Source organism: Parcubacteria group bacterium, from assembly GCA_016186325.1.
GTDB lineage: Bacteria > Patescibacteriota > Minisyncoccia > UBA10092 > UBA10092 > JACPHB01.
Genome location: JACPLW010000010.1, coordinates 19,178 through 44,850, shown reverse-complemented (window position 1 = coordinate 44,850; position 25,673 = coordinate 19,178). Strand labels below are relative to the sequence as shown.

Annotated in this window: 23 protein-coding genes and 4 tRNA genes; 11 read left to right on the top strand and 16 right to left on the bottom strand. The window is 41.7% G+C overall.

All coding sequences use genetic code 11. The annotated features are described in order from the left end of the window. Positions 1-595: 595 nt before the first annotated feature. From pyrB to recG, 6 genes are all read left to right on the top strand, one after another. Complete coding sequence (pyrB, locus tag HYW79_03120; protein ID MBI2635506.1) at positions 596-1,522, top strand: aspartate carbamoyltransferase; 927 nt, start codon at positions 596-598, stop codon at positions 1,520-1,522. Positions 1,523-1,659: 137 nt separating this feature from the next. Continuing rightward, positions 1,660-1,899 carry a hypothetical protein gene (locus tag HYW79_03115; protein MBI2635505.1) on the top strand — a complete coding sequence of 80 codons (240 nt, stop codon included), beginning with the start codon at positions 1,660-1,662 and terminating at the stop codon, positions 1,897-1,899. An 86-nt stretch (positions 1,900-1,985) separates the two neighbouring features. Beyond that, positions 1,986-2,072: transfer RNA gene (locus tag HYW79_03110), tRNA-Ser, on the top strand. Between the two features lie 96 nt (positions 2,073-2,168). Continuing rightward, entirely contained in the window at positions 2,169-2,747 is a 579-nt protein-coding gene (locus HYW79_03105) for a hypothetical protein (GenBank protein MBI2635504.1), read from the top strand. Positions 2,748-2,812: 65 nt separating this feature from the next. Next, positions 2,813-2,884, top strand: a tRNA-Arg gene (locus tag HYW79_03100). 3 nt (positions 2,885-2,887) lie between these two features. Then, complete coding sequence (gene recG, locus HYW79_03095) at positions 2,888-4,996, top strand: ATP-dependent DNA helicase RecG (protein ID MBI2635503.1); 2,109 nt, start codon at positions 2,888-2,890, stop codon at positions 4,994-4,996. Positions 4,997-5,002: 6 nt separating this feature from the next. Here the strand turns inward: recG and HYW79_03090 are convergent, their stop codons facing one another. The 4 genes from HYW79_03090 to arc form a co-directional block, all read right to left on the bottom strand. Then, entirely contained in the window at positions 5,003-6,559 is a 1,557-nt protein-coding gene (locus HYW79_03090; GenBank protein MBI2635502.1) for a glycosyltransferase family 2 protein, read from the bottom strand. A 76-nt stretch (positions 6,560-6,635) separates the two neighbouring features. Continuing rightward, positions 6,636-8,132 (bottom strand): proteasome accessory factor PafA2 family protein, encoded by a 1,497-nt coding sequence (locus HYW79_03085; GenBank protein MBI2635501.1) that lies wholly within the window; start codon positions 8,130-8,132, stop codon positions 6,636-6,638. 134 nt (positions 8,133-8,266) lie between these two features. After that, complete coding sequence (locus HYW79_03080) at positions 8,267-10,033, bottom strand: proteasome accessory factor PafA2 family protein (protein MBI2635500.1); 1,767 nt, start codon at positions 10,031-10,033, stop codon at positions 8,267-8,269. Positions 10,034-10,122: 89 nt separating this feature from the next. After that, entirely contained in the window at positions 10,123-11,976 is a 1,854-nt protein-coding gene (gene arc / locus HYW79_03075) for a proteasome ATPase (protein ID MBI2635499.1), read from the bottom strand. A gap of 149 nt (positions 11,977-12,125) precedes the next feature. On the opposite strand from arc, the gene HYW79_03070 reads away from it, so the two are divergent. From HYW79_03070 to HYW79_03050, 5 genes are all read left to right on the top strand, one after another. Continuing rightward, positions 12,126-12,200 (top strand) — tRNA-Glu (locus HYW79_03070). 7 nt (positions 12,201-12,207) lie between these two features. Continuing rightward, a complete protein-coding gene (gene tsaD, locus HYW79_03065; protein ID MBI2635498.1) occupies positions 12,208-13,383 on the top strand; it encodes a tRNA (adenosine(37)-N6)-threonylcarbamoyltransferase complex transferase subunit TsaD in 1,176 nt (391 codons plus the stop codon). Beyond that, on the top strand, positions 13,380-15,584 hold the full coding sequence (locus HYW79_03060) for a valine--tRNA ligase (protein MBI2635497.1): 2,205 nt from the start codon (positions 13,380-13,382) through the stop codon (positions 15,582-15,584). Before tsaD ends, HYW79_03060 begins: the two co-directional genes overlap by 4 nt. A 1-nt stretch (position 15,585) precedes the next feature. Further along, a complete protein-coding gene (locus HYW79_03055) occupies positions 15,586-16,350 on the top strand; it encodes a PrsW family intramembrane metalloprotease (protein MBI2635496.1) in 765 nt (254 codons plus the stop codon). 177 nt (positions 16,351-16,527) lie between these two features. Next, positions 16,528-16,986 (top strand): Hsp20/alpha crystallin family protein, encoded by a 459-nt coding sequence (locus HYW79_03050; GenBank protein ID MBI2635495.1) that lies wholly within the window; start codon positions 16,528-16,530, stop codon positions 16,984-16,986. A 184-nt stretch (positions 16,987-17,170) separates the two neighbouring features. Here HYW79_03050 and HYW79_03045 read toward each other — a convergent pair whose 3' ends face one another. The 12 genes from HYW79_03045 to HYW79_02990 form a co-directional block, all read right to left on the bottom strand. After that, entirely contained in the window at positions 17,171-17,977 is an 807-nt protein-coding gene (locus HYW79_03045) for a hypothetical protein (GenBank protein MBI2635494.1), read from the bottom strand. A gap of 231 nt (positions 17,978-18,208) precedes the next feature. Next, a tRNA-Leu gene (locus HYW79_03040) sits at positions 18,209-18,289 on the bottom strand. A 153-nt stretch (positions 18,290-18,442) separates the two neighbouring features. Beyond that, on the bottom strand, positions 18,443-18,793 hold the full coding sequence (locus HYW79_03035; GenBank protein ID MBI2635493.1) for a hypothetical protein: 351 nt from the start codon (positions 18,791-18,793) through the stop codon (positions 18,443-18,445). Between the two features lie 77 nt (positions 18,794-18,870). After that, complete coding sequence (locus tag HYW79_03030; GenBank protein MBI2635492.1) at positions 18,871-19,167, bottom strand: hypothetical protein; 297 nt, start codon at positions 19,165-19,167, stop codon at positions 18,871-18,873. A gap of 80 nt (positions 19,168-19,247) precedes the next feature. Further along, a complete protein-coding gene (locus tag HYW79_03025) occupies positions 19,248-19,742 on the bottom strand; it encodes a hypothetical protein (protein MBI2635491.1) in 495 nt (164 codons plus the stop codon). Positions 19,743-19,779: 37 nt separating this feature from the next. Then, positions 19,780-21,099, bottom strand: a complete 1,320-nt coding sequence (locus tag HYW79_03020; GenBank protein MBI2635490.1) for an extracellular solute-binding protein — start codon at positions 21,097-21,099, stop codon at positions 19,780-19,782. 8 nt (positions 21,100-21,107) lie between these two features. Continuing rightward, on the bottom strand, positions 21,108-21,644 hold the full coding sequence (locus HYW79_03015; GenBank protein ID MBI2635489.1) for a class I SAM-dependent methyltransferase: 537 nt from the start codon (positions 21,642-21,644) through the stop codon (positions 21,108-21,110). A 206-nt stretch (positions 21,645-21,850) separates the two neighbouring features. Continuing rightward, the gene (locus HYW79_03010) at positions 21,851-22,438 is read right to left on the bottom strand and encodes an ATP-dependent Clp protease proteolytic subunit (GenBank protein ID MBI2635488.1); all 588 of its coding nucleotides are present in this window, start codon (positions 22,436-22,438) and stop codon (positions 21,851-21,853) included. 5 nt (positions 22,439-22,443) lie between these two features. Next, positions 22,444-23,817 (bottom strand): transcription termination/antitermination protein NusA, encoded by a 1,374-nt coding sequence (gene nusA / locus HYW79_03005; protein ID MBI2635487.1) that lies wholly within the window; start codon positions 23,815-23,817, stop codon positions 22,444-22,446. Positions 23,818-24,095: 278 nt separating this feature from the next. Then, positions 24,096-24,749, bottom strand: coding sequence for an RlmE family RNA methyltransferase (locus HYW79_03000; protein MBI2635486.1), 654 nt, complete (start codon positions 24,747-24,749; stop codon positions 24,096-24,098). A 64-nt stretch (positions 24,750-24,813) separates the two neighbouring features. Next, the gene (locus tag HYW79_02995; GenBank protein MBI2635485.1) at positions 24,814-25,236 is read right to left on the bottom strand and encodes a hypothetical protein; all 423 of its coding nucleotides are present in this window, start codon (positions 25,234-25,236) and stop codon (positions 24,814-24,816) included. Positions 25,237-25,400: 164 nt separating this feature from the next. After that, positions 25,401-25,589 carry a peptidoglycan-binding protein gene (locus HYW79_02990; protein MBI2635484.1) on the bottom strand — a complete coding sequence of 63 codons (189 nt, stop codon included), beginning with the start codon at positions 25,587-25,589 and terminating at the stop codon, positions 25,401-25,403. Between the last annotated feature and the right edge of the window lie 84 nt (positions 25,590-25,673).

Genomic DNA, 25,673 nt, shown 5'->3' with positions numbered 1-25,673 from the left:
TTATTTTCGCACAAACCTTGACTTTTCATAGTGGGTATGCTATATTAGATTGAACCTTCAGCGTAGTGCTAGAGTGAAATCAAACCGTACCTTTAAATGAGGGTGGGCAAATGAAAAGAAGCTCGTTTTTGTGGGTCGGCGGCTTAATTGTCGCCGTAATCAACGGAAAGTATTTCGGGGCATACAACGATCCACCGACCGGATCTGTTGCTCTGTATCTGCTCACCATTGTTATGCTAGGCGGATGGTTTGTAGTCCGCTTCCGAGCATGGTTGAACAAACCTTCTTAATGTCACTTCGCAGCAGTCAAGCGAGTACAACTCGCTCAACATGGCTCCTAGCTAACGCGCGGAGCCATTTTTTTTCATAATTCAAAGAACAAAGAATTTGCCGCCAAAGAAAAACTTGCTTGTCCGCCGTAGCTCGAAGAGCGTAGGCGGAAAATTGTCATCCGCTTTCGTTAAAACTTCGGCGGGCGAAATGCGCCGCGCCCATCTGTAGCTTTAGCGAAAGAGGGTTCGGACTAATTCAAGAATACTGCACCATTTAGGAAATTGTGTTATAGTTATAGCGAGGAAGAAAATTTTTTAATCATATGAGCTTTAGACATATCTTAAGCACGCAACAATTTTTGAATAAAAGAGTGCTCGTAGATATTTTCAGAAGAGCAGATAAATTTGAAAAAGCAGACCTCAAAGGTAAAACTCCGAAACTCTTGCAGAACAAAATCCTCTCTTGTGTTTTCTACGAACCGAGTACTCGCACTCGGTTTTCTTTCGAGTCCGCTATGCTCAAGCTGGGCGGTCAAGTAATTTCTACCGAGAGCGCGGAACATTTTTCTTCGGCCATCAAAGGAGAAACGCTGGAGGATAGCGTGCGAATTATTGCTGGGTATTCCGACATGATTGTCCTTCGCCACCACGAATCCGAAGCGGCCGAGCGAGCTGCAAAAGTTTCTTCTGTACCTATTATCAATGCAGGAGATGGCGATGGCGAACATCCCACCCAAGCACTTCTTGATTTATACACCATTAAAAAAGAACTCGGCAGTATTGATAATCTTAAAATTGGCATGGTTGGCGATCTGCTCTACGGCAGAACAATTCACTCGCTCATTTATCTTCTTTCGATTTGTAATAATGTTGAAATATTCTTAGTCGCGCCACGAGAGTTGAGATTACCCCAAAAATATAAATCTTTCTTGAATTCGCGAAAAATAAAGTTTTCTGAATCTGATAACTTGGAAAGTATTCTTCCAAAAATCAATGTCTTGTACATGACGCGAATTCAGAAAGAACGATTTTCATCGGCGAGGCTTTATGAACGAGTGAAAAATTCATTTGTTTTGAATAAAAAAATGCTTAGTAAACTTAACAAGCGAGCCGTTATTATGCATCCATTGCCGAGAGTCAACGAAATTAGCCGAGAAGTCGATGACGATAAGCGCGCCGCATATTTTCGCCAAGCTCGAAATGGATTGTATATTCGCATGGCACTGTTAAATCTTTTGTTTTTAGAATAAAAGAGTGCGCCGCCACATCTTTCTATTTCCAAGACGCTACGCAAAAATTTGACATCTGAAAATATAGTATGATAAAAAAATTGTAATTAGTGCTTTTGGGTCTTTTAAAAAAAAACAACCACACGAAGGAGTGGATAATGGATGAATGTGGTAGTGATAGTCGCAATCTTAATGAAGATGCCGGTCCGGCACTTAGTCAAGATTTTGACAGAGGCCTAGTCCCGATGAAATGTGATGAAGAAGATTGTGATTACAAGCTCCCCCATTATCATTGCAAGATTTGCGACCGTCAAGTTAACAGCGACGAACTTCGCCGAGATTATCATCCCTGTTGTTCTGTGGAATGCATCAAAATCTATAACGAAAGATTCTTCTAATTAGAAACAAGGAACAAATCCCGAATTGCTATCGGGATTTTAATTTGGCAAAATTAGGTTTAAAATAATAACATTAGTATTATTAAGGAAGCGTGCCAGAGTGGTTGAATGGGCCGCACTCGAAATGCGGTATACTCGAAAGAGTATCGGAGGTTCGAATCCTCCCGCTTCCGCCTTCGGTTCGCCGAAGCGAACCTACGGCGTGACAAAGTCCGCCAGTAGGTTGCGAAGGTGACCTTCGCAACTATGAACTATATTTATTCATTAAAATGATACCCGCACCAGATGAAACAATAAAACTAAAAATACGCGATGAAAACACATCGGAAGAAGTAGACCCCGCCTTTGGCGGGATAAACTGGCAGATTGAAGAACCCGACCATATGCCAAAAGCTTCAGAGTGGTTTTGGGCTTTAGGAATTCTGGCTTTGGCGCTCGTTGTTTTTTCGATTATCCTAAAAAACTATCTTCTTATTATCATCATCGCTTTAGCGGCTTTTATTATATACGCCATTAAAAATAAAAAGCGCGAGCTGATTGATTTCCGTTTGGATAGTCAAGGACTTCACATCGACAGTAAGTTTTATCCATATGAAAATTTTGAATCCTTCTGGATTTTTCCTGCTAGACTTGAGCAACAAACTGGACAAGACTTTAGTTCCCAAGAAGAGAGCTCTACTCACGAAAGGGAAATTGCCTTTCACTTTAAAAAACATTTGACGCCGCTTCTTATCATCCCCTTTTATAATAACGATGAAACGTACATAAGAAAAATTCTCAACAGATATCTGGAAGAAACCGAGGAAAATGAATCGTTTATTGACTTGTTGAGAAAAAAGCTTTTTTAGTAGCGAAAATTTAAAAAATGTGGTAAAATATAGCTGCTTATTGAGCAGTTATTATTTATTATCCTCCCCTCGTCGTTCAATGGACAGGACGCAAGATTGCGGATCTTGCAATGTAGGTTCGATTCCTACCGAGGGGACATATGCCATCAATTCTTGATGTCCCGATTCAAAACATTAAATACTTCGGGCCGGCTGCGGCTAAAAAATTCGCCAAACTTAATATAAAAAAGGCTAGCGATTTTTTATATCACTTCCCTTATCGCTATGAAGATTTTTCTGATTTTGTTTCCATATCCAATATCAAACCCAATACCAAAGCGACAATACACGGGGTAATTTTAAGCGCTAAAAATATCAGGATTTTTCGAAGAAACATAATCATTACGGAAGCCGTCGTTGAAAACGAAAGCGGTGCCATTAAGTCAGTCTGGTTTAATCAACCGTATTTAATAAACCAACTAAAACCAGGATACACGCTTAATCTTTCCGGCAAAGTGGTTTTAAATAAAAATCATCTTTGTTTTTCCAATCCGGCCTATGAAATCACGAGCCACGGCGAAAATTCATACAACAAAGAAGAAACTCTTCATACCGGACGATTGGTTCCTGTTTACCCCGAGACCTACGGCATCACTTCCCGCTGGTTAAGACTAGGCATAAAGCCGCTTCTTAAATTTGCCGGCCAAATCCCAGATGTTATTCCCGGTGAAATAAAAAAAGCCTATCGCCTTCCCGATTTAAGCTACGCCTTTTCTCAAATCCATTTTCCGCAGACGATTGAAAAAGCCGAATTGGCAAAAAGAAGATTTGCATTTGAAGAGCTTTTCGTCTTACAGCTTTTTATGGGACTCGAAAGGTCAAAACTGCAAAAACAAACTGCGCCAAAAATAAAATTTGATGAAAAATTAACTAAAGAATTTGTCGATTCTCTTCCTTATAAATTGACCGGCGACCAAAAAAAATCCGCTTGGCAAATAATACAGGATATAGCAATGCCGTCGCCAATGAACCGGCTACTGGAGGGCGACGTTGGAAGCGGCAAAACCGTTGTCGCAACAATATCGGCCTATCTAGTCGCCTTAAACAACTATCAAACTGCCATTATGGCACCGACCGAGATTCTAAGTCGCCAACATTTTGAAAAAATATCTCCGCTTTTAAAGCAATTTAAAATTGAATCAGGTCTTTTAACTTCAAACGAAGCCAAAATTTCAAACGGAGAAATTACCAAAAAAGAATTTATAAAAAAAGTGGCGGGTGGCGAAATTCCCATAATAATCGGTACTCATTCGTTAATCCAAAAAAATGTAAAATTTAAAAATCTGGCGTTAGTCATTATAGATGAACAGCATCGCTTTGGAGTTAACCAGCGCGCCGCGCTGACGCGCCGTGAAATACCGGTGCCGCACCTGCTTTCCATGACGGCAACGCCAATCCCTAGAACCTTAGGCCTTACCATTTGGGGCGATTTGGATTTGTCTTTAATAAAAGAAATGCCGAAGGGGCGAAAAAATATTATTACTAAGATCGTCACGCCCTCACAACGAGCGGAAACTTATGAAATTATCAAATCCGAAATAAAGAAAGGGCACCAGGGATTTATAATTTGTCCTCTTATAGAAGAATCGGAAAAGCTGTCAAAAAGATCTCCCGAAGGAATAGAGGTTAGGGCAGCGATCAAAGAATACGAAAGATTGAAAAAAGAAATATTTTCTGAATTCAAAATCGGGCTTATTCATGGCCGATTGAAAGCTAAGGAAAAAGAAAAAATAATGCTTGATTTTTTAAATAAAGATTTAGATATTCTCGTGGCCACTTCGGTTGTCGAAGTGGGCATTGATGTTCCAAATGCCACCGTAATGATGATTGAGGGCGCCGACAGGTTCGGTCTGGCCTCTCTTTATCAATTCAGGGGCCGGGTCGGCCGGGACAAACATCAATCCTATTGTTTTCTTCTAACCGACTCGACTTCCGGTAAAACCGGCGCGCGTTTAAAGGCCCTTGAATCGGCCAAAAGCGGTTTTGAACTTGCCGAAAAAGACTTGGAAATTCGTGGTCCGGGCGATTTTTCTGGCGTCCGCCAATCTGGTTTGCCGGATCTGGCAATGTCATCATTGACGGATTTAAAACTTATAGAAGAAACACGGGAAGCGGCAAAAACGCTTTTAAACAACGACCCGGCGCTAAAAAAATATCCGCTTCTTGCGTCGCGACTTTCGGAATTTAAAAACAGAATCCACTTGGAGTAGAAAATTCTAGTTTATCGATTTTGGCGTGCTCCAGAAACCTAAATATTTTCCAAACATTAATCGCGTTTGGGCGTCAAGAGCGGGTATGGAACCGAAAACAATCATGTTTATCGGAAAAAGAAACCATTGGGCAATCATCAAAAACCACTTGAACCGACCGTAATGCGGCGGTTTTGGCGGAAGAAGATTTGTGGCTATAATGGCAGTAAAAACTAAACCGACCATTGCTAAAGTCATTATAAGGCGAGTGATATAAGGAAGATTATAAGAAAGAAGCGTTTGTGAAAAACGACCGCCTCCAATTACCGTCGGCAGCCATCCGAGCATGAAAATAATCAAAGAATTGGTAGCAAGAGAATGGGCGCTTTCAACCATGATAAAACTAAGAAGCCATTTTTTCTTTCTTTCAATTTTTTTATTTTTAGAAAAACCAAATAGAAAATAGGGTTTATTTTCAACGCCGTAAGCCCAGCGTTGAATTTGTTTATATTGGTTTTTTATGGTTTGCCAAAAAGTATTTCCGATATTGGCATCCATATAAACCGGAAAAAACAACGGCACCGTTTGCCAATCGCCGTCAAAATTTAACAAACATTGCCAGAAAATTCTTGAGTCCTCGCTCACCACGTTGGTTTGCCAAAAACCGATCTCGCTAAGAGGCTTAAAACCTATTGACTGGGAAGAAAAAGTTATAAGCCGTTCCGGCCGTGATTGCTGAATCATCTGCCAAAAAGTCGTTGAAAAAGCAAAAATTCTTGAGAAAGCCGGCGCCTGCCAAATATTGTTTATAAAAAGCGGAATCGGCTGAAACGAGGAGCGAAGCGGCTTTTTACAAGACAAATACGCATAAGCAAGGCGGCCAAAAAATTCGGGATGAGTGATAGTGTCGGCGTCAAAAACAGAAACAATAATTCTTTCGTAAGAAATGTTAAGTGTGTCAATAATTTTATTTTTAACCGCCCTAATAGCCCAGAAATCGTTAGACCCTTTTCCCGCAACTTCGCCGGTAATATCTTTAGGATGAACGGATACCAAAAATTTAAAAAACGCGCCTCCAAATTCTTTTTCAATTTCACGCGCTACCGTTAAAGCCGGTTCGCCGCCGCGCTCTTCAATCGCCAAAACAACAATAACTTTGCTAAGCGGATAATTAATTTTTGCCAAGCTTAAAAAACTGGCGCGCACTACTTCCAGCGGTTCTTTATACATCGGCAAAATCACAAGGTGATAAATATTGCGCCAACTCGTTCCCGATAGAACCTCGGAACCTACCGGAACGGTTTCCAATTCATTTTGCCAATTTCTCTTTAAGTTTTCTTTCATCTTGTTAAAAGCGACTCTCATGTGAAGAGAAAGGAAAATTGTCTTTAAAAGCCAATAAACGTCAAAAAAAATTATGAAAATGGCGACAAGAAAAGGCTCGGCCCAAGAAAGAAAAATGACTAAAAAAATAGTGCTCCAAGAAAGTAGGCCGGGAAGAATTTCCAAAAAACGGTAAAAACGCCGATCTTTTGAATCGGTTATTTCAGAAGCCTGTCCGATATTTAAATAATGTTTACCCATAATCCTCTATATGATGCGTTCTTTATATCACAAAAACCGCTAAACATGAAGGCTGGAAGTTTAAAAAATAAAAGCCCTAGGGGGCTTTACGAATTTTAATAGCGCCGGGCTTTAAAGAGTTTAGATAATCTATGGCATCATAGTTTTTTTCAAAATTTAGACCGTCAAATGATGAAACGCGCGGTTCTGGTAAGTGTAATTTTCTTTCAGGTACATCTGAACCAATGGGTTTGAACGACACCAAATCCCAATTTAAACTATAAGACATGTCTAATTCTTCAAGAAGCAATTGAATTTGAGCTCTTAACTTAGCCCTGGTATTTGGAGGTAGGCCCCCTCTTTCCAAAATTTTACTTTCACTCACCAAACTTTCAAATTTAGAACTCGGACGATTCTTTAACAAGTAATAAAAGCTTTTTTTCGGATCCGAACTGTGGTAGTCAAGATCGAGCATCCTAACCTTGTTATCAGAAAGAGAAAGACCCCTTGCCGTCATATAGTCATTTAAAAGCCTAAACTTAATCTTGTAATCTAACTCCCGATAAACTTTTTCATCGTCCCCTTGCAGGCATTCCAAAATCTCCCACCATCTTTGCGCAATTTCTAATTTTTCTCCGCCTTGACCGGAATAGCCGAGGTATCTTTTGAAATCTTGGCAGAATCGTTTTTGGATTCCTATAACACCTTCATCTCCGCCACCCACCAAACGAATTGGCACGTTTCGCAGGGTTAAATCGCCGGAGATTTTTTTAAATAGATTGGCAGCTTCACGAGGATCAAACATATTCAATGTCTTATCGTAAAAACCTTCCTCGATCATCTCCAAAACGGCGCTTGTCGTTCCGAATTTAAGAAAGATTGAAAGGTCGGCCATATTAGCATCGCCTAAAATAAAATGATTGCGCCAATATTTGGAGTCATCGGCTAACGCTTCTTTGCGAATGTGAATAATCGGCCGCGAGCTGGTTGATGAAGAGCTAAAAATCGTCTCAATGAAATAAGCCCTAGGAGAAATTACATAATCGTTGCGACTGTTGTCTTGGCAGCTTAAAATGCCGCCGCCGCTACCGGTAAAAATCTGACGTGTTATTAAAAACAGAATAAGATAATTAAGCCGCGGGTCCATAGTGGGGGGCATAGAATATAATCTTGCTTGAGCAGAACTCAGTAAATCACTAAACATTTTATCGGACAAATAACTCTCATGAGAGCCGCGGGTATCGGCTAAATTATCACTGCTGTTCTTTTTTTGAAACACGAATTCTCCCAGACTGTCCTTCAGTTCTTTTGAAAGTCGGCACATAAAGCGCTCTTGCCATTTTTCGTATTTTAAGACATCTCTTGCGCTTCCACATTCGGGGGTCGTGGTCTCAATATGATTACCCGTTGACTCATGGTAAAAACGAGAGCCGTTTGGAAGAAATAACTCTCCAGAATTGTTAATACTATATTTTTTGCAAAGAAATGCTTTAATTGATTCAAACAGGTTCCCGGCTTCCTGCCATCGGCAGTTAGGATTGGGCCTAAAGTTACCAAGCCATTCGATTTCGCCTCCCATGACTCGATCTCTCATAGCACTCTCATTCCTATCTTAATAAGTTGTTAAAGAATAAAAATGACTTTTTATATCTTAACGTAGCTTTAAGAAAATTGCCATATCCTGGTTTTTATACGTAAAACCCCTTCGAAACGAAGGGGTTTAAAACTTTAAAAAAGACTCCTACCACTTAAATACATGGAAAGAAACCTCTTGCAAAAACTTTCATAACTGTCTGTTTCTGTAAACAACTCGCCCACCTTATGGCGCGTACTGCAGAGCGGGTCCATCTTAAGCGACACCAATGTTTCAAAATCACCGATTTTAATATAAAAAGACAGGAGCTCCCAGCTGGCATCGACAAGATGTGGCAAAAAGTGCCTTATAAACCGGCCGCGCAGCCATGCTCTGGTGTTTTCGGGTGGCTCAGTTTTAGCTATTTCAATTTGTTCATCTGTTACAATTCTTTCAATGTGACCCGCTTTTAAAGCGCAATTGTAAAGACCTTTGGGACCCAAACTATGGTAAAGGCAGTCTAAATCTTTAATCCGACCATCTCGCCAATCAAGAGTTATTCCTCTTTTGGCATATTTTTCTTTTATACCTTTGATGAGGGAAAGTTTAATCCGCCAGTCCAAAACCGAATCAAGATTGTCATCATCATCTCTAATCCACCGTAGAGTTAATTTCCATTTTGCTATAACATCCGAAATCCAAAAAGGATAAGAATCAGAACCTGAATAAAAATCTTCAACAATACTTAGCCATTCCTCTTGAATTTCAAGAGCTGATTTTTCACTGCCGTCCGCTAACAGGACTTTCTTCTTACACGTCAAATCCCTGGAAATGAATTTTAGAGATTCAATCGGATTATCTATAAAAAGCTCTTTATACTTGATAGTTTTTCCACCTTCGAAAAATTGATGCTGAAGCATATTTAAAACCAGCGCTTTAGTGCCAATTTTAAGATAAATGGACCATTCGGCCATATTGGAATCATCTAAAATTACATGAAAACGGCCGTATTTCGCTCTGTCGGCCAACGGTTCGTCTCTAAAGTTGATAAGCGGACGAAAATACATCGTACCGCTGCCTAAAATTCTCATAAAATGATCGGCTCTTTGAGAAATTTGGTAGTCGCACGGCTCGCTATAGCATTCATAGCCGACCTTACCGCTGCCGGTAACAATTATGCCGGAGGTAATAAAACTTAACCAAGCATCGCTCCATTCGTTTTTTACGTAAAGCCGATTGAAAAATTCCAGCATAAGCAGATAGTTTGTATGACAGCCATAACTGTTGCCGTGCCTATCGGTATTATCCTTAAGAATAACAATTTCACGACCGATCTCATTTTCCAGTTCAGGTAAAACTCCGGTAATAATATTCTCCATTGCTTTTTCATGACAAACTACTTCGCCCGGTTCCCGGCATTCACTGATAGACGATTCTAAATGCGGACCGTCGATGTAAAGACGGCTGCCTTCTTCTAAAAATATTCCTGTTTCTCCCAAATAAAAATCTTTAGCCGATAGTCCTGTTCTTTCAACTGCTTTTTTAAGCTTAACGGGAAGACAGGAAATATCGTCTGAAATCGCCGCTTCGGTTATTTTACCAATGCTGATCCGATCAAAATGATTTAGTCCGTTTCTTAACCATGGCGATGCCGGATCGCGCGCAAAGGCTTTTGTTTTTTCGGCAACTTTCTTAATAATATGGAGAAAAACTGTCTCCGGAGAATCTACCGGAAAAAATTTTGCCTTTTCTTTATCGAGTACCCTGCTGTATGTCAAACCAAATTCTGTTTCGCTTCCAAAAACCATAGGAAGCTCATAGCGTATCCGGTTAAAACGGCGTCTGGGCAAACATCGATAAAAAAGGTCTGAAAAATCTCCGTAGCCATCATAATAGTCGATATCTGAAACAAGGACCTGCATTTGATTTCTCCTCTTTTAAAAGTACAAATCACTTAAAACATGGTATCAGAAATAAAATATCCGCGCAATTTGCGCGGATGTTTACTTTATTACAAATATTGGCCGGTAGTAACAACATGTTCTGTACTCCGGGAACTAGCCACCCTCTGTGTCCCAATAATGGGGCGGACATTAACAATCCGCTGGCCGCTCTCCGAACGCTGGCCGATGATCTTGGCCCAATCATCAGGATTATTGGTATTCGGCAAGTCACTGCTTTCTTTGATTTCGTCTCTTATGGCCGTATAAAAATCAACCATTTTAATGCCTCCTTTACCAGTGACGGCGCGTTTAATGGCTATTTTCTTAACGCGATTTACGATGCTTTCAATCATGGCACCGGAAACCAAAATATCCTTAACATATAACATTTTCCTTTCTCCATCGGCCCAAGTAATTTCAATGCATTCGGTGTTGTATTCATGCTGGTTGCCGCGCCTGTCAGTCCAAGCAATCGGCGGACCGACATAATACAAATATTCAACAATAACCTTGATCATGTGTTCAACTACTAGTTCCGGCGTACTTAAATCAACGCTATATGGTTTATTGCCATGCAAACGGTTAACAACCGAATGAAATTTCTGGCCAACATACGACTTGCCTTCGGAATCTTCGCCCCAAGGCAAATCGGGAGTAACATAAATTCCAAGAATTTCTTTGGCGCCAAGTTCATCAGGCCGGTCAACCTTAATCTTGATATCAAAACGGCCGGGGCGCAGTATCGCTGGATCAATTAGGTCTTGCCTATTGGAGGCGCCTATAACAATGACATTATTAAGCTCCTCAGCGCCATCCAACATGGATAAAAACTGTGGCACGACAGTTGACTCAATATCGGAAGAAATCCCCGAACCGCGGGTTCTGAAAAGAGAATCAAATTCGTCAAAAAAGATAATAACGGGGGAGCCTTCTACCGCCTTTTCTCTGGCACGCTGGAATACTTCGCGGATTTTTCTCTCTGTTTCGCCAACCCACTTATTAAGAAGTTCCGGACCTTTAATATTGATGAAATAAGCACAGATATTTGCATCGCCTATTTTCTTACGCGTCTTCTGCGCCAATAAGTTAGCCACGGCTTTGGCCAAAAGTGTTTTGCCGCAACCGGGAGGCCCGTAAAGCAAGACGCCCTTAGTCGGCTTGAGCTTATGAAGCGCGAACAATTCCGGATAAAGCGCCGGATATTCAATGGCCTCAAGCAGTATTTCAACCTGATTTTTCAAGCCGCCGATTTGGGCGAAACCAATTTCGGGCACTTTTTCAAGCAGAAGCTCATCGGTTTCTGCTTTGGGTAACTTAGCAAAAGCAAAATTTCCAAAAATGAGAAGGGAATCGCCTTCGCGAATTTTTTGTTCTCTCAAAGGCGCGGCTAAGATTACATCATGAACTTCATCAAGATGAGTGACCACTCTCACTATGTCTTCACCTAGAAGAGCAGAGACCTTGCCTTCTTCTCCAATCTTTTCCCATTCCTCATCAATTTCTAAAATGGTGTAGTTTATATTACTTAAGAGCGCCCGCTGACCGGTTTTCAATTCTTTAACATTAACTTCTGGAGAGACATTAACGCGCCTTCTATTATCCTTGTTAATAAAAACATCAATCGTGCCATCATCGTGAATGCGATCCACATAACCATAAGGAAGGGGCGGAGCCGTAAGTCTTTCAATTTCAGCCGAAGCCCTCTCTAAAGCCTGCGTAAGATGAACTCGCCTTTCATGATCGTTTTCAATTCTCTTAAAAAGCTCTTCTAACTTCGCGCGCAATTTTTTCGCCGACTCACGAAGCTGCTCTTGAATTTCTGTCGGCTTAACATGGGGAATTTTTAGGTTAATATCGCGAAGCTCTAATAAGAGTTGCTCCACATTAATCGGCCCATCAGATCGGTCAAGTTCTTCAGGCATTTTGCTCCCCTCTTTTCAGGTTGTAAAAGAGCCGTCAAAGTACCAGAAATCATTACATAAAAATACACCGGCGTCAACTGCACTTACACATAATAATTTTAAAAAAGCAATTTGTCAAAATTAAAAAAATCCGATAAAATAGACGGAATGGCGCCATCGTCTAGCCTGGTCCAGGACATCAGCTTTTCAAGCTGAGTACGCGGGTTCAAATCCCGCTGGCGCTACAAATGTATGCATATCCTAGGGATTGAAACTTCATGCGACGACACTGCCGCGGCGATTATAGAAGCAAAGGGAGGATTTGATAACCCTTATTTTTCAGTTTTATCAAATGTTTCCTATTCCCAGGTGGCGATTCACAAGAAATTCGGGGGAGTCGTTCCCAATCTCGCTAGTCGTGCCCATCTTGAAAAAATCGGCCCCACAATCAACGCCGCATTATCGATGTCCGACATCAATAGTGAGAAAGTTGACCTGATTGCGGTAACGCGGGGACCGGGACTAGTGCCGTCGCTTTTAATCGGAGTCAATTTCGCTAGGGCCCCAGCTTATAGGTGGCAAAAACCTATTATAGGCGTCAATCATATCGAGGGACACATCTATTCCAATTGGCTGCCGCCAATTGGAAAAATCTCAAATCTTCCCCCTACGGGGGATCTCCCGAAGGGAGACAAATCTTCCCCCTACGGGGGATCTACCGAAGGGAGACAAATCTCAAAAAAAATTGAATTTCCCGCGTTAATTCTTATCGTTTCCGGCGGGCACACTGAGCTGGTTTTAATGAGAAACTACGGCCAATATAAAATTGTAGGCCAAACACTTGACGACGCGGCCGGAGAGGCTTTTGATAAAACGGCGCGTCTTCTAGGCCTCGGATACCCCGGCGGTCCCGCTATCGCCACCGAAGCATCAAAAATCACAAATCACAAATCACAAATCACAAACAAATTCGAAATTCGAAATTCTAAATTCGAAATTAAACTCCCTCGGCCGATGATAAATTCTGATAATCATAACTTTTCTTTTTCAGGACTTAAAACCGCAGTTTTGTATCTGTATAATGATTTGATAAAAAAATATCCGATTTCTAAAATCAGACCGACTTTGGCTTTTGAAGTTCAGAATGCGATAGTTGATGTTTTAATCGCTAAAACGCTTAAAGCGGTGAAAAATTTCAATCCAAAATCAGTAATGATTGCCGGCGGCGTGTCCGCCAATAGAAAACTGCGCGAAGAAATGGCGAAAAAAATCGCATCCTATAAAATCCCGTTGCTTGTTCCCGATTTGTCTTACACCACCGACAATGCCGCGATGATTGCCGCCGCCGGCTATTTTAATTATCTCAAGAAAAAACCGCAAAAAGATTCATGGAAAAAAATAGTCGCAGATGCTAACCTTAGGCTATGAACTTTGATTCTCCGTATAACCCAAAAGAAGTTGAAGATAAAATTTACCGGCTCTGGGAAGAATCGGGCTTTTTTAATCCTGATAAACTGCCGCCGCCTTCTTCGGGGCAAGCCGTAAAAAGAAAAAAGAAATTTTCGGTGATGATGGCGCCGCCAAATATCACCGGCTCGCTCCATATGGGCCACGTCTTGGAAAATACCGAGGTTGATATTTTGGTGAGAATGAAAAGAATGAAGGGCTTTAAAACGCTCTGGCTTCCGGGCATAGACCACGCCGGCATTTCTGCCCAAAATGTTGTTGAAAAAGAACTTCGCAAAGAAGGTTTGCGCCGCCAAGATCTAGGCCAGGAAAAATTTGTTGAGAAAGTTAAAGAGTGGAAAGAAAAATACGGCAATATTATTTTTGACCAATTAAAATTGCTGGGCATATCCTCGGACTGGTCACGAACCAGATATACTATGGATTCTGATTACTCCAAAGCCGTCGTGGAAGCATTTAATCATTATTATAAAAAAGGTTGGATTTATCGCGGCAAGCGCGTTATTAATTGGTGCGTCCGCTGCGCCACGGGAATCTCTGATCTAGAGGTTGACTACATACCGGAGCACGCAAAACTTTATTTTATCAAATACGGACCGCTCACCCTCGCCACGACTAGACCGGAAACTAAACTTGGCGACACTGCCTTAGCGGTACACCCTAATGACAAACGTTACAAAAAATACTGGGGAAAAGATTTGGAGATAGAATCTATAGACAACGATTTGCCGAATAATCAGCCGGCTAAAACCAAAAAAATTAAAATAAAGGTAATAGCAGATAAATCTGTGGACCCGGAATTTGGAACCGGCATTATTAAGGTTACGCCGGCGCACGATATAACGGATTTTGAAATCGCGGAACGTCATAACTTACCTTCAATCACTATAATTGATGAACACGGCCGAATGAACGAGAACGCCGGCTTGCGCTATAAGGGAATGAAAGTGACTGAAGCGCGCGAACAAATAGTTAAAGACCTTGAAGCCATCGGGTTAATTGAAAAAATAGAAGATTACGAGCACAATATCGCCCGCTGCGACCGCTGTAACTCGGTCATTGAACCTCTGCCGTCCGAGCAATGGTTTTTGAAAATGGAAAAGCTTGCCAAACTGGCAATTGACGCAATAAAAAAGAAAAAAACAATTATTCACCCGCAAAAATGGGAGAAAGTTTTATTAAATCGCCTTAAAAATGAAAGGGACTGGAATATTTCCCGCCAACTTTGGTGGGGTCACAAAATTCCTTTAGAGGGAGAAACCGATGTTTTGGATACTTGGTTTTCTTCGGCGCTTTGGCCTTTTGCGACACTTGGCTGGCCCAACAAAACAAACGACCTTAAAAAATACCATCCTACCGACTTTATTACTTCAGCAAGAGATATTCGAGATATTTGGATTGCCAAAATGATTTTTTCAGGATTGGAATTTACAGGCCAATCACCTTTTAACACCACACACATTCACGCTACGGTTCTTAATAAAGAAGGTAAAATAATGTCTAAATCTCGAGGTACCGGTGTTGACCCGATTGATTTAATTGAAAAATACGGTGCTGACGCTACTCGCTTCGGTATGATGTACCAAAATCTCGGCAGTCAGGACATTCGGTTTAATGAAGATGCGATGTTAACCGGCAAAAAATTCTGTAATAAGATATGGAACGCCACGCGTTTTGTAAAACAAAACGTGAATTCAAAAATCCCGCCTACGCCAAGGCTTCGGCGGGCAAGCAAAAATCAAAATTTAACTGAAGCGGATAAGAAAATTTTAAGTGGTCTCAAAAAAACAATTGTTGAAGTCGGCAACAGGATAGAAAAGTACGAGTTTGGACAGGCACTTCATAAACTTTACGATTTTTTCTGGCACGAATACGCCGATATTTATATTGAAACCGCAAAAAAACAGCTCCGACGTTCTGAAGAAGTCGGAGCTCCGACCAAAGCGTCGGAGCTTGCCGATGAAAAAGCAAGACAGCAAACTCAAGAAGTCCTTATAAAAGTCCACGAAGATTTATTGAAACTGCTCCACCCCTTTCTTCCTTTTTTAACCGAAGAAATTTGGGGAATATTGAATAACTCCGACGCCCCGCAAAGCGGGGGTCGGAGCCCCGACCGAAAGCGTCGGGGAAAACCGATTATGATTGAAGAATGGCCGAAATAAAATGCTTAATCAAGAACCGTCCGCATTAATACCAACGATAATTCTAGCCGTTCTTCCCAGTTTGATTTGGCTACTTTTTTATCTTAGGGAAGACGACCACCCGGAGCCGCGATATTGGCTTTTTACAATATTTTTAATGGGCGTCGCTTTGGCGCCGCTTGTAATTTTTCTTGAAATGGTTCTGTCGAGATTTTTCGGTTACTTTGAGTTGTTGCCTGCTATAGAAAGCATCCTGCTTTTGATTTTTATCGCGCCGCTAGTAGAAGAGGCGTCAAAATACGGCGCGGTTCATCTTGCTTTAAACAAAAATCCGATTTTAGACGAGCCGGTTGATGGCATGATTTACGTCATTACCGCCGCTTTAGGCTTTGCGGCAATAGAAAATGTTTTTGCTATTTTTTCATACATACCGCTTGGCACGCCCGGCTACGTAAGCGAAACCCTTAATTTTGTATCTTTACGATTTATAAGTGCCGTAGCATTGCACGGCTTGGCATCCGGGATTGCGGGATACTTTTTCGCTGTCTATTATTTCGTAAAAAAAGACGCGCGCTTAATTCTTGTTGGACTCTTTAGTGCTGTAATTCTTCATGGCATTTACAATTTTCTCATAACTAATGAGAATGATTTTTTGCGCGTATTTTTAACCGGTATTACCTTGGGCGGTGCCGCGGCTTTAGTTATCTATCTTTTCCATCGCCTCAAGCACTATAAAACTTATCAACAAATAACAGTTGACCCCGTTAGAAATCTAACAGATAATTAAAATAGAGTTGATTCAGTTAAAACTGATAAAACATTAAAATATTTAATGTTTTTGAAAATAAACTTCTAACGGGGTTGACGCGGCGGCCGAACAGAAAGTATAATTAGTTTAGAAATTAGGAATTAGGATTTATCTGGCTTCGCCAGATCTCGCAAAGCGAGAGAAACTTTTAGCATTATGTCTTTTTTAGAAAAATTAATCGGTCCGATAAATGCCTCTGATAACGGCCAAAACGAAAAGAAAATTATGAAAGAAAAAGAAGAGATGGAAAAAATCAATAATTGGGAATCGGGCGAAACAGAGGGACAGCTCTCTATTGATGTTTATCAGACGCCCGCCGATATTGTAATAAAGTCCACCATTGCCGGAGTCAAACCGGAAAATTTAGACATTGCTATTACTAATGATATGGTGACCGTTCGCGGTCGGCGGGAAATAGAGGAGTCTGTAATCAAAGATGATTATTTTTATCAGGAATGTTATTGGGGACCGTTTTCCCGTTCAATAATTCTGCCGGTTGACGTTCAAACCGATAAATCAATTGCTACTCTGAAAAACGGCGTACTCACTATAAAACTCCCGAAATCAGAAAGAACCAAAACCAAAAAGATAGAAATAAAACACCATGAAGAATAACCCCGCAGCCCCGACGTTGTAGTCGGGGCTCCGACCAGTATGCGTCGGAGCTGCGGGGTTATTCTTATTTTGTGCTCGGGGGGAGATTTGAACTCCCATGCCTTGCGGCGTCCCGCTATGGCGGGATGCGCACTACATACATAAAGCTCATTCATAAAAAAGAAAAGAACGGGCAGTGCCGTTCTCAAAAAGCAATGTTTTTTAGTTCGACCGAACGCTTCAGGATGTATCCGTGCTGTTCTAACAACTTCCTTTGATAAGCGATGTGTGCCGCTCCAAACTTAATTCCAATGGTGTGTGGATTTTTCTCGCTTATGATCCTGTCAAAATGTTCCATTACAATCTCGTCGCGTGGTTTGCCAAGCGCATCAAGGAATATGCTCGCGAGTTTCTGATCAGACCAGAAAAAAACAAAGCCATCACCAAAATCCTTTTTTGTGAACTGCCCACTCTCAATGCTTTTCAAAGCTTTCCTGACAAATTCTACCACTTCTCTTTTCCGCTCTGGTGTTAACTGAGCAAGATCATTCCTGCGTTCCGCCATAAATTTCTGCAATTTTTCATCATTTTTCAGTCTCACGAAAAACTCCGCATCTCCAGACTCCCAACCGGTCTTTGAATAATCAAAGGCACTGCCCTCCCCAACTAGCCGTAAAAACTTATGGGCTTTTCGGAAATAACTCCTTATAGCAGCATAGAATGCCTCGTCTACATCTTCACTCGCAAGATTCAGCAAATCTTCCTGTTCCTCTTTTTCAATTTCCTCAGCTGTTTCTTCTTGTTCGGGCGGTAAACCCTCATACAACACAATCTCTACATCTGCAAGAAGCTTTACTATTTGCTCAAAGTATTCCTTATCGCCGCCGTGGTTCATGCCTACGATTACGACGCTTCGTTTACTTTCCGGGCGTCCGTAATAATGAGCATAGGTATAGATACCATCGGATTTGATCACAAACTCTCCCTCAAAAAGGTCCTGAGTTTTACCCACCGTACAACCTCCCAAAAGTAACAGAATGAGAATTATTATCCACATCCCTTATCCTTTCTTGATTTTCAAAAGAGCCCAAACTTATTCTAATGTCCCATAACAAATTTGGTTTTGCAATAGCTAATTAGAACCTCTCTTCAACCACCTCAAAACCTGTTTCTTTTTCAGAAGATTTAATTTTTCACCAACAAAAAGTTCCATTTCTCTATACAGGCAACGAGACGATGAAAGTGCGCCCGAGAGGATTTGAACCTCTACGCCTTTCGGCACTAGCTCCTAAAGCTAGCGTGTCTGCCATTTCACCACGGGCGCATATTTAGAGTAAAATTATACCATTTTCTGCTGTTTTGTAAACCCACCAAAACTATTGATGTCCGACATCAATAGTTTTGGGGACAAAATGGGGATAACAAAACCCCGCCCCTCGACAAAGCTCGGGGCGGGGTTGGTTTTTGTCTGCCTTGATTAAAACCTTCCCTCTAAAACAGCAGTAATAAATGGCTGAACCGAGAAAGTGAGAAGCGCCACCACAATGCCAACAATAGCGTAAAGCAAATAGCTTTTGGCTTTTCCAACTCTATCTTCGCTGCCACCGGCCGTTAAGTACAAAATTGCCGAAAAAAGCAGCATAATCACGGCAATCACCATTATAATACCGGCTATCCAACTAAGAATTTTTTGAATCAATACAGAAATCTGTGTGGGGTTGGTTATAATCGGTCCCGGCAGCACTGTAGCTGCTAACGCTAGAAACGGCAATAAAGCCATGCCCAAACCGACGCCAACGATCGCTCCCTTAAAAAATTTTTCTTTCATAATATATTACTTTAATTTTAATAATTTTTTAATTTATACTTCGATTTTACAGTATAACCCCGAGCTTGTCGAATGGGTTAGAAATTACCGCTTAAAGTATTTTGAATAAACAGTGTCGCGCCTTTAGCTAAAAGTAAAACCGTAAGGCCGATTACCGCGTACCACAATGTCTGTCTGGCTTGAGTCACCTTGTCTTTGTTCCCGCCGGAAGTCATAAAGAGAAAGGCCGCCCATAAAATCACGATAGTCGCCAAGACCGTCCCTATTCCCAAAAGCCAGGAGGCGATTTTATCAATTAAAGTCGGGATGTCGCCGGATACCAGAGGATTGGGAATACTAATTGTTTGAGCCGATACCGTAACGATAGCAACCATAAAGTAAAAAAACAAAAAGAATGAAATAAGAATCCGCTTCATATGTCTATAGGGTCCATTATAGCACACTATCTGGATAATTACAAGTAATAGTTATTAACAGGCAATGGCGACACAAAGTTTTCTCTACTTGGTAATTGGCTAATCTCACAACTAATTTGATTCCAGGGCATGGGAAACACCTGCGGATTAACCACAAAGTTTAAAACGGTATTTATCAATAGCCAGGAACCCAAAACAACAACGGTGCCCCAAACGAGAAGCCATAACTTGCTTTTAGCATCCGTAATTTTTGATGGCGACCCTCCGGAAAAAAGGAAAAGAAAAGCGATATAAACCGCCATCAGCGTGACAAGCGACGCCGTTACATAAAGCATGAAGTTGATGATATTCTGAAGCAGTTTGTAAAAATGGCAAACCGTACATGGAGTATTGCCAGTATAAGAAGTCCCACAAGGCACAATACCCTTGAGAAAATCAAGATTACCGATAACCTGCGCCTGCGCCGGCACAGCTATCGCGATGGCAAAAAGAAAAAGAACGGCAAACAATTTTAGATTTTTCAATTTAGACATTGGGATTTGTTTAGAAATTAGAAATTAGAAATTTGCACTACCTCCTCATCAAAAACGTTACCTTGCTCGCCGCGTCTCTTAAGGCATCGGCTGGCTTATCGCCGCTCAATACAACGGCATCTATCATATCTTTAAAGATTTTTTTAATTGCCATTGGGTCAACTTGATACCAGCTGACTGCCGAAAGAATTTCTTCGGCAAAAATGCCCAAATCAGCGGATGTTTGTTCTTCGCTTATTACATCTCTTCTTGAAGCCGGCCGCAGAACTGCGTTTGAAAATGACTGATTTATATCTTTCCTGGTCAAATAAAGGAGAAATTGCCAAGCGGCTTGAGAATTTTTTGAGGCCAGCGGCACGGCATAGCCCCAGTAGCTGGCGTAATTAACATCCCTTGAAGCATTGGCCGGCTGAGGCATTGCTGCTATGCCCAAGCGCAAATTCGGCGCCCTCTTTTTTATTTCCGGCATATTAACCGCGTAGTCAAAAATAATGGCGGTTTTCCCGGTGATAAAAGCTTCAAAAGAATCCGGCATTTTGTCATTCCAAGAGTAGGCGCTGGATTTTGGATTAGCAAAATCGGTATAAAATCTTAACGCCGATTCTCCCGGAAGAAATAAATTACCGTTAACCGTAACGCTCTGGTCAAAAGTCGCTCCTTGCCCATCGTCGCTTACCATCTTGGCGCCGATTTGAAGCATCAGCAAACTTAAAATATCGGCGGCGTTATTTACATTATCCGCGGTACCGAGTGCCGCTCCGGATTTTGTAAAATTGCCGAATTTATCTTTTACAGAAAGTTTTTGTATTACTTTTATAAACTCATCCCATGTTTTGGGCGGCGTGCCAATTACCGCAGTATTAAATAAATCTTTATTGTAAAACATTGTTAAAACGTCGGTCCAGACCGGAATGGCATAAATCTGATTTTTAGAAATAAAGTTCGTAACGGCAACATCGGGAAACGTTTCTTGGAACTGCCTTAGCGTCATTAGAGTCTCTGGAACAGGAGAAACCTTATTCCCATGCTTGGGAAGCCAGGAAGAATGAAACGCTATAATATCGGGCGCCTTGCCGCTAGCCAGGGCCTCAATTAAATCACGTTCGTAAGTATCGGGATTCATTTTGGTGTAATTGATAAAAACATTGGCACTACCTTCTCTGCGATAGGCATCAAAAAACGGCTGCCAAATGGAATAGCCGTCATCGTATAGGCCCCAAAATTCCAGATTTACTACCTGCTGTGCCGGCGGCTTTGAGCCGACAATAAACCCTAAAATAAGAAGGATGACAATAATAAAAACCGCACCGAAAATCACTATTTGGCCCCTGGTTATTTGGTAGTTACCTATATTCATAAAATTGCTTATATCTTTTTAAATATAAACCCATAATGATGACTGCCGGCATCAATTGTTTTAATCTCATTAAAACCGGCCGCCAAAATTATTTGCCTTAAGTCTTCTTCGGTTAAGCGATATTCTTTCTTTGGCCCGACTGAAGTGAACGGCTTCCATTCAATAACAGCCAGCCGACCGTCAGGCTTTAAAATCCGACGCGCTTCATTTAAAAGCATTGGCTTATCCGGAACCTGAAACAAAACATTGGCAATAAAAACAAAATCACAGCTTTCACCTTCTAATGTCGAACCGTTCGGCTTCTCCAAATTGGCGTGTATTGTTTTTATATTAAAAAGCCCCTCAAGCCGTGCCTTTGATTTTACAGCCTCAAGCGCCTGTGGTAAAACGTCTACGGCAAAAACCTGGCCGGAAGGCGCCGCAATCTTTCCAAAAGCAATGGTAAAAAATCCGTGCCCCGCGCCAAAATCGGCAATAATCGCATTCGATTCAATATCAAACTGGTTAATTACTTTATCAACATTTAAAAATTCCTTATCAAGCATACTGATAATTATATGACAAAACCGCAAAATAAACTATCCACAATTAAATATTAAATAAAAAAACAATAAAAATACTTTCCTCGCGCGCTCGTCCCGCCAGCGCGGGACTCGCTGTCCGATGAAAGTATTTTATTCACCCCGCAACTGCGGGGTGAAACCGTACTAAAACGCTTTCATAAGCTTCGGAAAGTATTTTTATTGTTTTTTTATTTTACCGTTTTTATTATTTTATCAATTACGCCGTAGGATTTGGCTTCTTCCGGCGTCATGTAAAAATCCCGATCGGTGTCTTTTTCTATTTTTTTAAGCGGCTGGCCGGTGTGTTTGGCTAAAATCTGGTTGATACGGTTTTTAACTTTAATAATTTGGCGCGCGGCAATTTCCATTTCAACCGCCTGCCCTTGCGCGCCTCCCATAACTTGATGAAGCAGTATTTCGGCGTTTGGTAAAGCGAATCTTTTGTCGTGTTTCCCGCCGCTAAGTATAAGAGCGGCGCCGCTCGCCGCCATGCCGACGCAAATCGTGGCCACATCCGGCTTGATAAACTGCATCGTGTCATAAATCGCCAAAGCCGACGTTACTATTCCCCCGGGGCTATTAATGTAAAGATAAATATCTTTTTTGGAGTCTTCATTATCAAGATAAATCAACTGGGCAATAACCGTGTTGGCAACAGCATCGTTAATCGGCCCGGTAAGAAAAATTATTCTTTCTTTCAAAAGACGGGAATAAATATCGTAAGCGCGTTCGGCGCCGCCCGACTTTTCAATTACGAATGGTATTAGGGTATCCATAGGGCTTATGACTTTGTTTCCGCTGAATTTTTATCTTCCAATAATTTTTTGGCTGATTCCATTATTTTTTCCGCCGTCTTTTCTCCGATACCTTCAATCTTAGTCAAATCTTCAATCGTAGAACTACCAATGTCTTCGGGAGTATTAAGGCCGGCCTCGCGCAAGACCTCGGCAGTTTTTTCTCCGACACCTTTCAAGTCACTAAGGGCGGCGCCTTCTTTAATTCCGGCCGCGGTAAGTGTCGCGCCCGCTACATCTATTTTCCAGCCGGTAAGCTTGGCGGCTAATCTCACATTTTGTCCGGCCTTGCCGATAGCCAAAGATATTTGGTCTTCCGGGACAAAAACCCTGGCCGTATGGCGGCGCGGCATAACTTCGGTTTTAGTAACTTTAGCCGGCGACATGGCATTGCCGACAAAGACTTCCGGATCTTCCGACCATTCAATAATATCTATTTTTTCACTGCCGATTTCAGAAATCACGGCAGATACCCTCGTACCTTTCTGGCCGACGCAAGAGCCCACCGGATCAATACCTTCTTCGCTTGACGCTACGGCAATCTTAGTCCGATTACCGGCTTCTCGGGCGATTGATTTTATCTCAACTGTTCCTGCCACAATTTCCGGAACTTCAAGTTCAAAAAGGCGAGAAATCATTTTTGGATGCGAACGCGACAAAACAATGCCCGGACCCTTGGGATCGGAGCTTACCGATAAAAGGAAGAATTTCATTCTGACGCCAATGTTATATTTTTCTCCCAAAACCTGTTCTTCGCGCGGCAAAATAGCCAGCGTTTTGCCCAAATCAATGAAAATGTTGCGAAGTTCAACGCGCTGAACAATGCCGCTTACCAGTTCGCCTTCTTTGTCTTTATATTCATTCCAAATCGCTTCTCTTTCCGCTTCACGAATTCTTTGAATGATTACTTGTTTGGCGGTTTGAGCGGCAATGCGGCCGAAATCTTCATGGGCTTCCAGCACAAACTCCAACTCATCTCTGACGGCAACATCCTTTTTGATTTTTTTCGCCTCATCAAGCATGATGTGCCGCTCGGAATTGAAACGGATTTTCTTCTCGCCCTCCACAGATTCCTTGCCCGCCGAGGCCTCGGCATAGGCGGGAGCGAAGGAAGATTCCGACTCCTCGCCTTCCTCCTCCGGTTTAAGCATTGACTCATCAACCACGATCTTTATTTGCGAAAATGTTACGTCGCCGGTTTTGGAATCAAATTTGGCGCGGACAATCTGGCCTTTTTCGCCGTATTCTTTTTTATAAGCTGCGGCCAAAGCCATCTCAATAGTTTCAATAACCTTTTCCGGTGAAATGCCCTTTTCCTCCGAAATCTGGTTTAAAGCCGAAGCAAATTGTTTTAAATCCATCCCCCACCCTTTCTTGATAAATTAAAGTTTGCGACCTTTATAAAAGGCTTAAATTTATTTGCTGAAATTTTGGACTTTATTTTTTTCATATGCTTGGAATTATTGAAAGCGAATCAAGAAAGGGTGGGGGATTAAATTAAAGCCCGCGCACCGGCGGACCAAAGGTCATTACTCCGACGCTTTGACCAAATGCGTCAAAGGTCGGAGCTCCGACCGAAAGCGTCGGAGCTGAACTCCACTTAGGAGTCTATTATACCTTTTATCTTTTGTCAACCCCGTTAGAAGTAAGACGCCGACGGCGTCTGCCGACTTGTCGGACTTCTAACGGGGTCAATAGCTACAATATATGCCTCCTTACTTCCCTTGGTCGACGCTTCCGGCTTTATTAAGACGACACTTTTAAAAATTTCTTTGCAGAGCTTAATAATTTCCGGCGTATCCGGACCTTCAAAAATTTTTATAACAGCTCTGCCATTTTCTTTTAATTCCGTTTTTACAATATCTAAAACCCTCAAAGCCAATTCATGGGATTTCCATTGGTCAATATCCTTTTGGCCGGAAGTTTTTGGCGAGAGATCAGATAAAACGACATCAAACTTCTTAGTTGCTATCTCTTTTATTTTGACAATCAAGTCACTGTCGTAGACATCTTTCTTTATAAAAAGAAAGCGCGCCCCCACTCTCAAATTTTTAGTGCGGGGATTTACCTTAAGCGGTTCGGTATCAACTCCGACAATAAATCCTTTCGAACCAATTTTTTCCGCTGCCACCTGAACGAAGCTTCCGGGAGAACACCCCAAATCTAAAACCGAGTCGCCTTTTTTAAATATGTGAAAACGGCGGTCAATGTCAAGCAGTTTATAAGCCGAACGGGCAACATAGCCTTCTTTTTGAGCCCGCAGGGCCCATTTATCAAGAGGGATGTAAATCATATTGTTGTAGTATATCAAAAAAATAATAACCCCGCCCTGAGTTTATCGAAGGGCGGGATTTATTTTATTCTTTGGGTGTAGGCCCCTTTTTAACTTCATGTCTGGGTATAAACTTTTTTAAATATCTTTTTTGTTCATCGGTAAATCTTATCATTAGAATATTTTCAATTCGGTAAACCCTTTTTTCCAAAACATCGGGAGTTATTTTGTGATAAATTTCATGAATTAAAGCTCTGACCATGCTCATTTTTGTCGGATGTTTGCACTTTGACGCGCTAATAAAAACTTCTTTTGTTTCGTAGTCATAAAGACCATAAAGAGTCTCGCGTCTTTTTTGAGGATCTTTATGATCCGGATTGGTTAAAATCTTTTTCTTTTTAACCGAAACCATTTGCCTGTGAATAGCATCCAGTATCAGCCGAAAATGCCAATCAACTAAATGATCACCGCTTAACGGAGGCCCGCGCTTATTCTTGCTTTTTGCCATTTCAACCTCCTTGTTAAAGAACTAAAATTTTTCTTTACCATAAACTACTCATTTTTCGAATTCTTGTCAATCTCCGTTAAAAGAAAGCGCCGCCGTAGACTCGCCCTACAACTCCCAAGCAAGAACGCGCCTCAAGCGCGTTCTCGATTCATGAAAAATCTTCTCTACCTCCTCTCCTCCAATTTCTGCCTCGTTCTCGGTCCCGCCATGCCATATCCTGTTGTTCGCTCGTCTCCTGAAAAGACAATACCGTATTTCCTCTGGAAGGCCTTAACTCCCTCTCTCGTTAAGCTTCCGAAGTATCCGGTTGCGGATCCCGAGTAGACTCCCTCCCGTATCAAGATCTCCTGCAAGAGCTTCACATCCGCTCCACTCGATCCCACAAAGAGGTTTCTCGTGAACCGGGCCTGGGATGGAGTCAGAGACGCAAGCTGAAC

What these genes read in the sequence shown, in the direction of transcription:
- pyrB (MBI2635506.1), top strand. Translation starts at nt 596, where the DNA reads ATGAGCTTTAGACATATCTTAAGCACGCAACAATTTTTGAATAAAAGA.
- HYW79_03115 (MBI2635505.1), top strand. Translation starts at nt 1,660, where the DNA reads ATGGATGAATGTGGTAGTGATAGTCGCAATCTTAATGAAGATGCCGGT.
- HYW79_03105 (MBI2635504.1), top strand. Translation starts at nt 2,169, where the DNA reads ATGATACCCGCACCAGATGAAACAATAAAACTAAAAATACGCGATGAA.
- recG (MBI2635503.1), top strand. Translation starts at nt 2,888, where the DNA reads ATGCCATCAATTCTTGATGTCCCGATTCAAAACATTAAATACTTCGGG.
- HYW79_03090 (MBI2635502.1), bottom strand. Translation starts at nt 6,559, where the DNA reads ATGGGTAAACATTATTTAAATATCGGACAGGCTTCTGAAATAACCGAT.
- HYW79_03085 (MBI2635501.1), bottom strand. Translation starts at nt 8,132, where the DNA reads ATGAGAGATCGAGTCATGGGAGGCGAAATCGAATGGCTTGGTAACTTT.
- HYW79_03080 (MBI2635500.1), bottom strand. Translation starts at nt 10,033, where the DNA reads ATGCAGGTCCTTGTTTCAGATATCGACTATTATGATGGCTACGGAGAT.
- arc (MBI2635499.1), bottom strand. Translation starts at nt 11,976, where the DNA reads ATGCCTGAAGAACTTGACCGATCTGATGGGCCGATTAATGTGGAGCAA.
- tsaD (MBI2635498.1), top strand. Translation starts at nt 12,208, where the DNA reads ATGCATATCCTAGGGATTGAAACTTCATGCGACGACACTGCCGCGGCG.
- HYW79_03060 (MBI2635497.1), top strand. Translation starts at nt 13,380, where the DNA reads ATGAACTTTGATTCTCCGTATAACCCAAAAGAAGTTGAAGATAAAATT.
- HYW79_03055 (MBI2635496.1), top strand. Translation starts at nt 15,586, where the DNA reads ATGCTTAATCAAGAACCGTCCGCATTAATACCAACGATAATTCTAGCC.
- HYW79_03050 (MBI2635495.1), top strand. Translation starts at nt 16,528, where the DNA reads ATGTCTTTTTTAGAAAAATTAATCGGTCCGATAAATGCCTCTGATAAC.
- HYW79_03035 (MBI2635493.1), bottom strand. Translation starts at nt 18,793, where the DNA reads ATGAAAGAAAAATTTTTTAAGGGAGCGATCGTTGGCGTCGGTTTGGGC.
- HYW79_03030 (MBI2635492.1), bottom strand. Translation starts at nt 19,167, where the DNA reads ATGGTTGCTATCGTTACGGTATCGGCTCAAACAATTAGTATTCCCAAT.
- HYW79_03025 (MBI2635491.1), bottom strand. Translation starts at nt 19,742, where the DNA reads ATGTCTAAATTGAAAAATCTAAAATTGTTTGCCGTTCTTTTTCTTTTT.
- HYW79_03020 (MBI2635490.1), bottom strand. Translation starts at nt 21,099, where the DNA reads ATGAATATAGGTAACTACCAAATAACCAGGGGCCAAATAGTGATTTTC.
- HYW79_03015 (MBI2635489.1), bottom strand. Translation starts at nt 21,644, where the DNA reads ATGCTTGATAAGGAATTTTTAAATGTTGATAAAGTAATTAACCAGTTT.
- HYW79_03010 (MBI2635488.1), bottom strand. Translation starts at nt 22,438, where the DNA reads ATGGATACCCTAATACCATTCGTAATTGAAAAGTCGGGCGGCGCCGAA.
- nusA (MBI2635487.1), bottom strand. Translation starts at nt 23,817, where the DNA reads ATGGATTTAAAACAATTTGCTTCGGCTTTAAACCAGATTTCGGAGGAA.
- HYW79_03000 (MBI2635486.1), bottom strand. Translation starts at nt 24,749, where the DNA reads ATGATTTACATCCCTCTTGATAAATGGGCCCTGCGGGCTCAAAAAGAA.
- HYW79_02995 (MBI2635485.1), bottom strand. Translation starts at nt 25,236, where the DNA reads ATGGCAAAAAGCAAGAATAAGCGCGGGCCTCCGTTAAGCGGTGATCAT.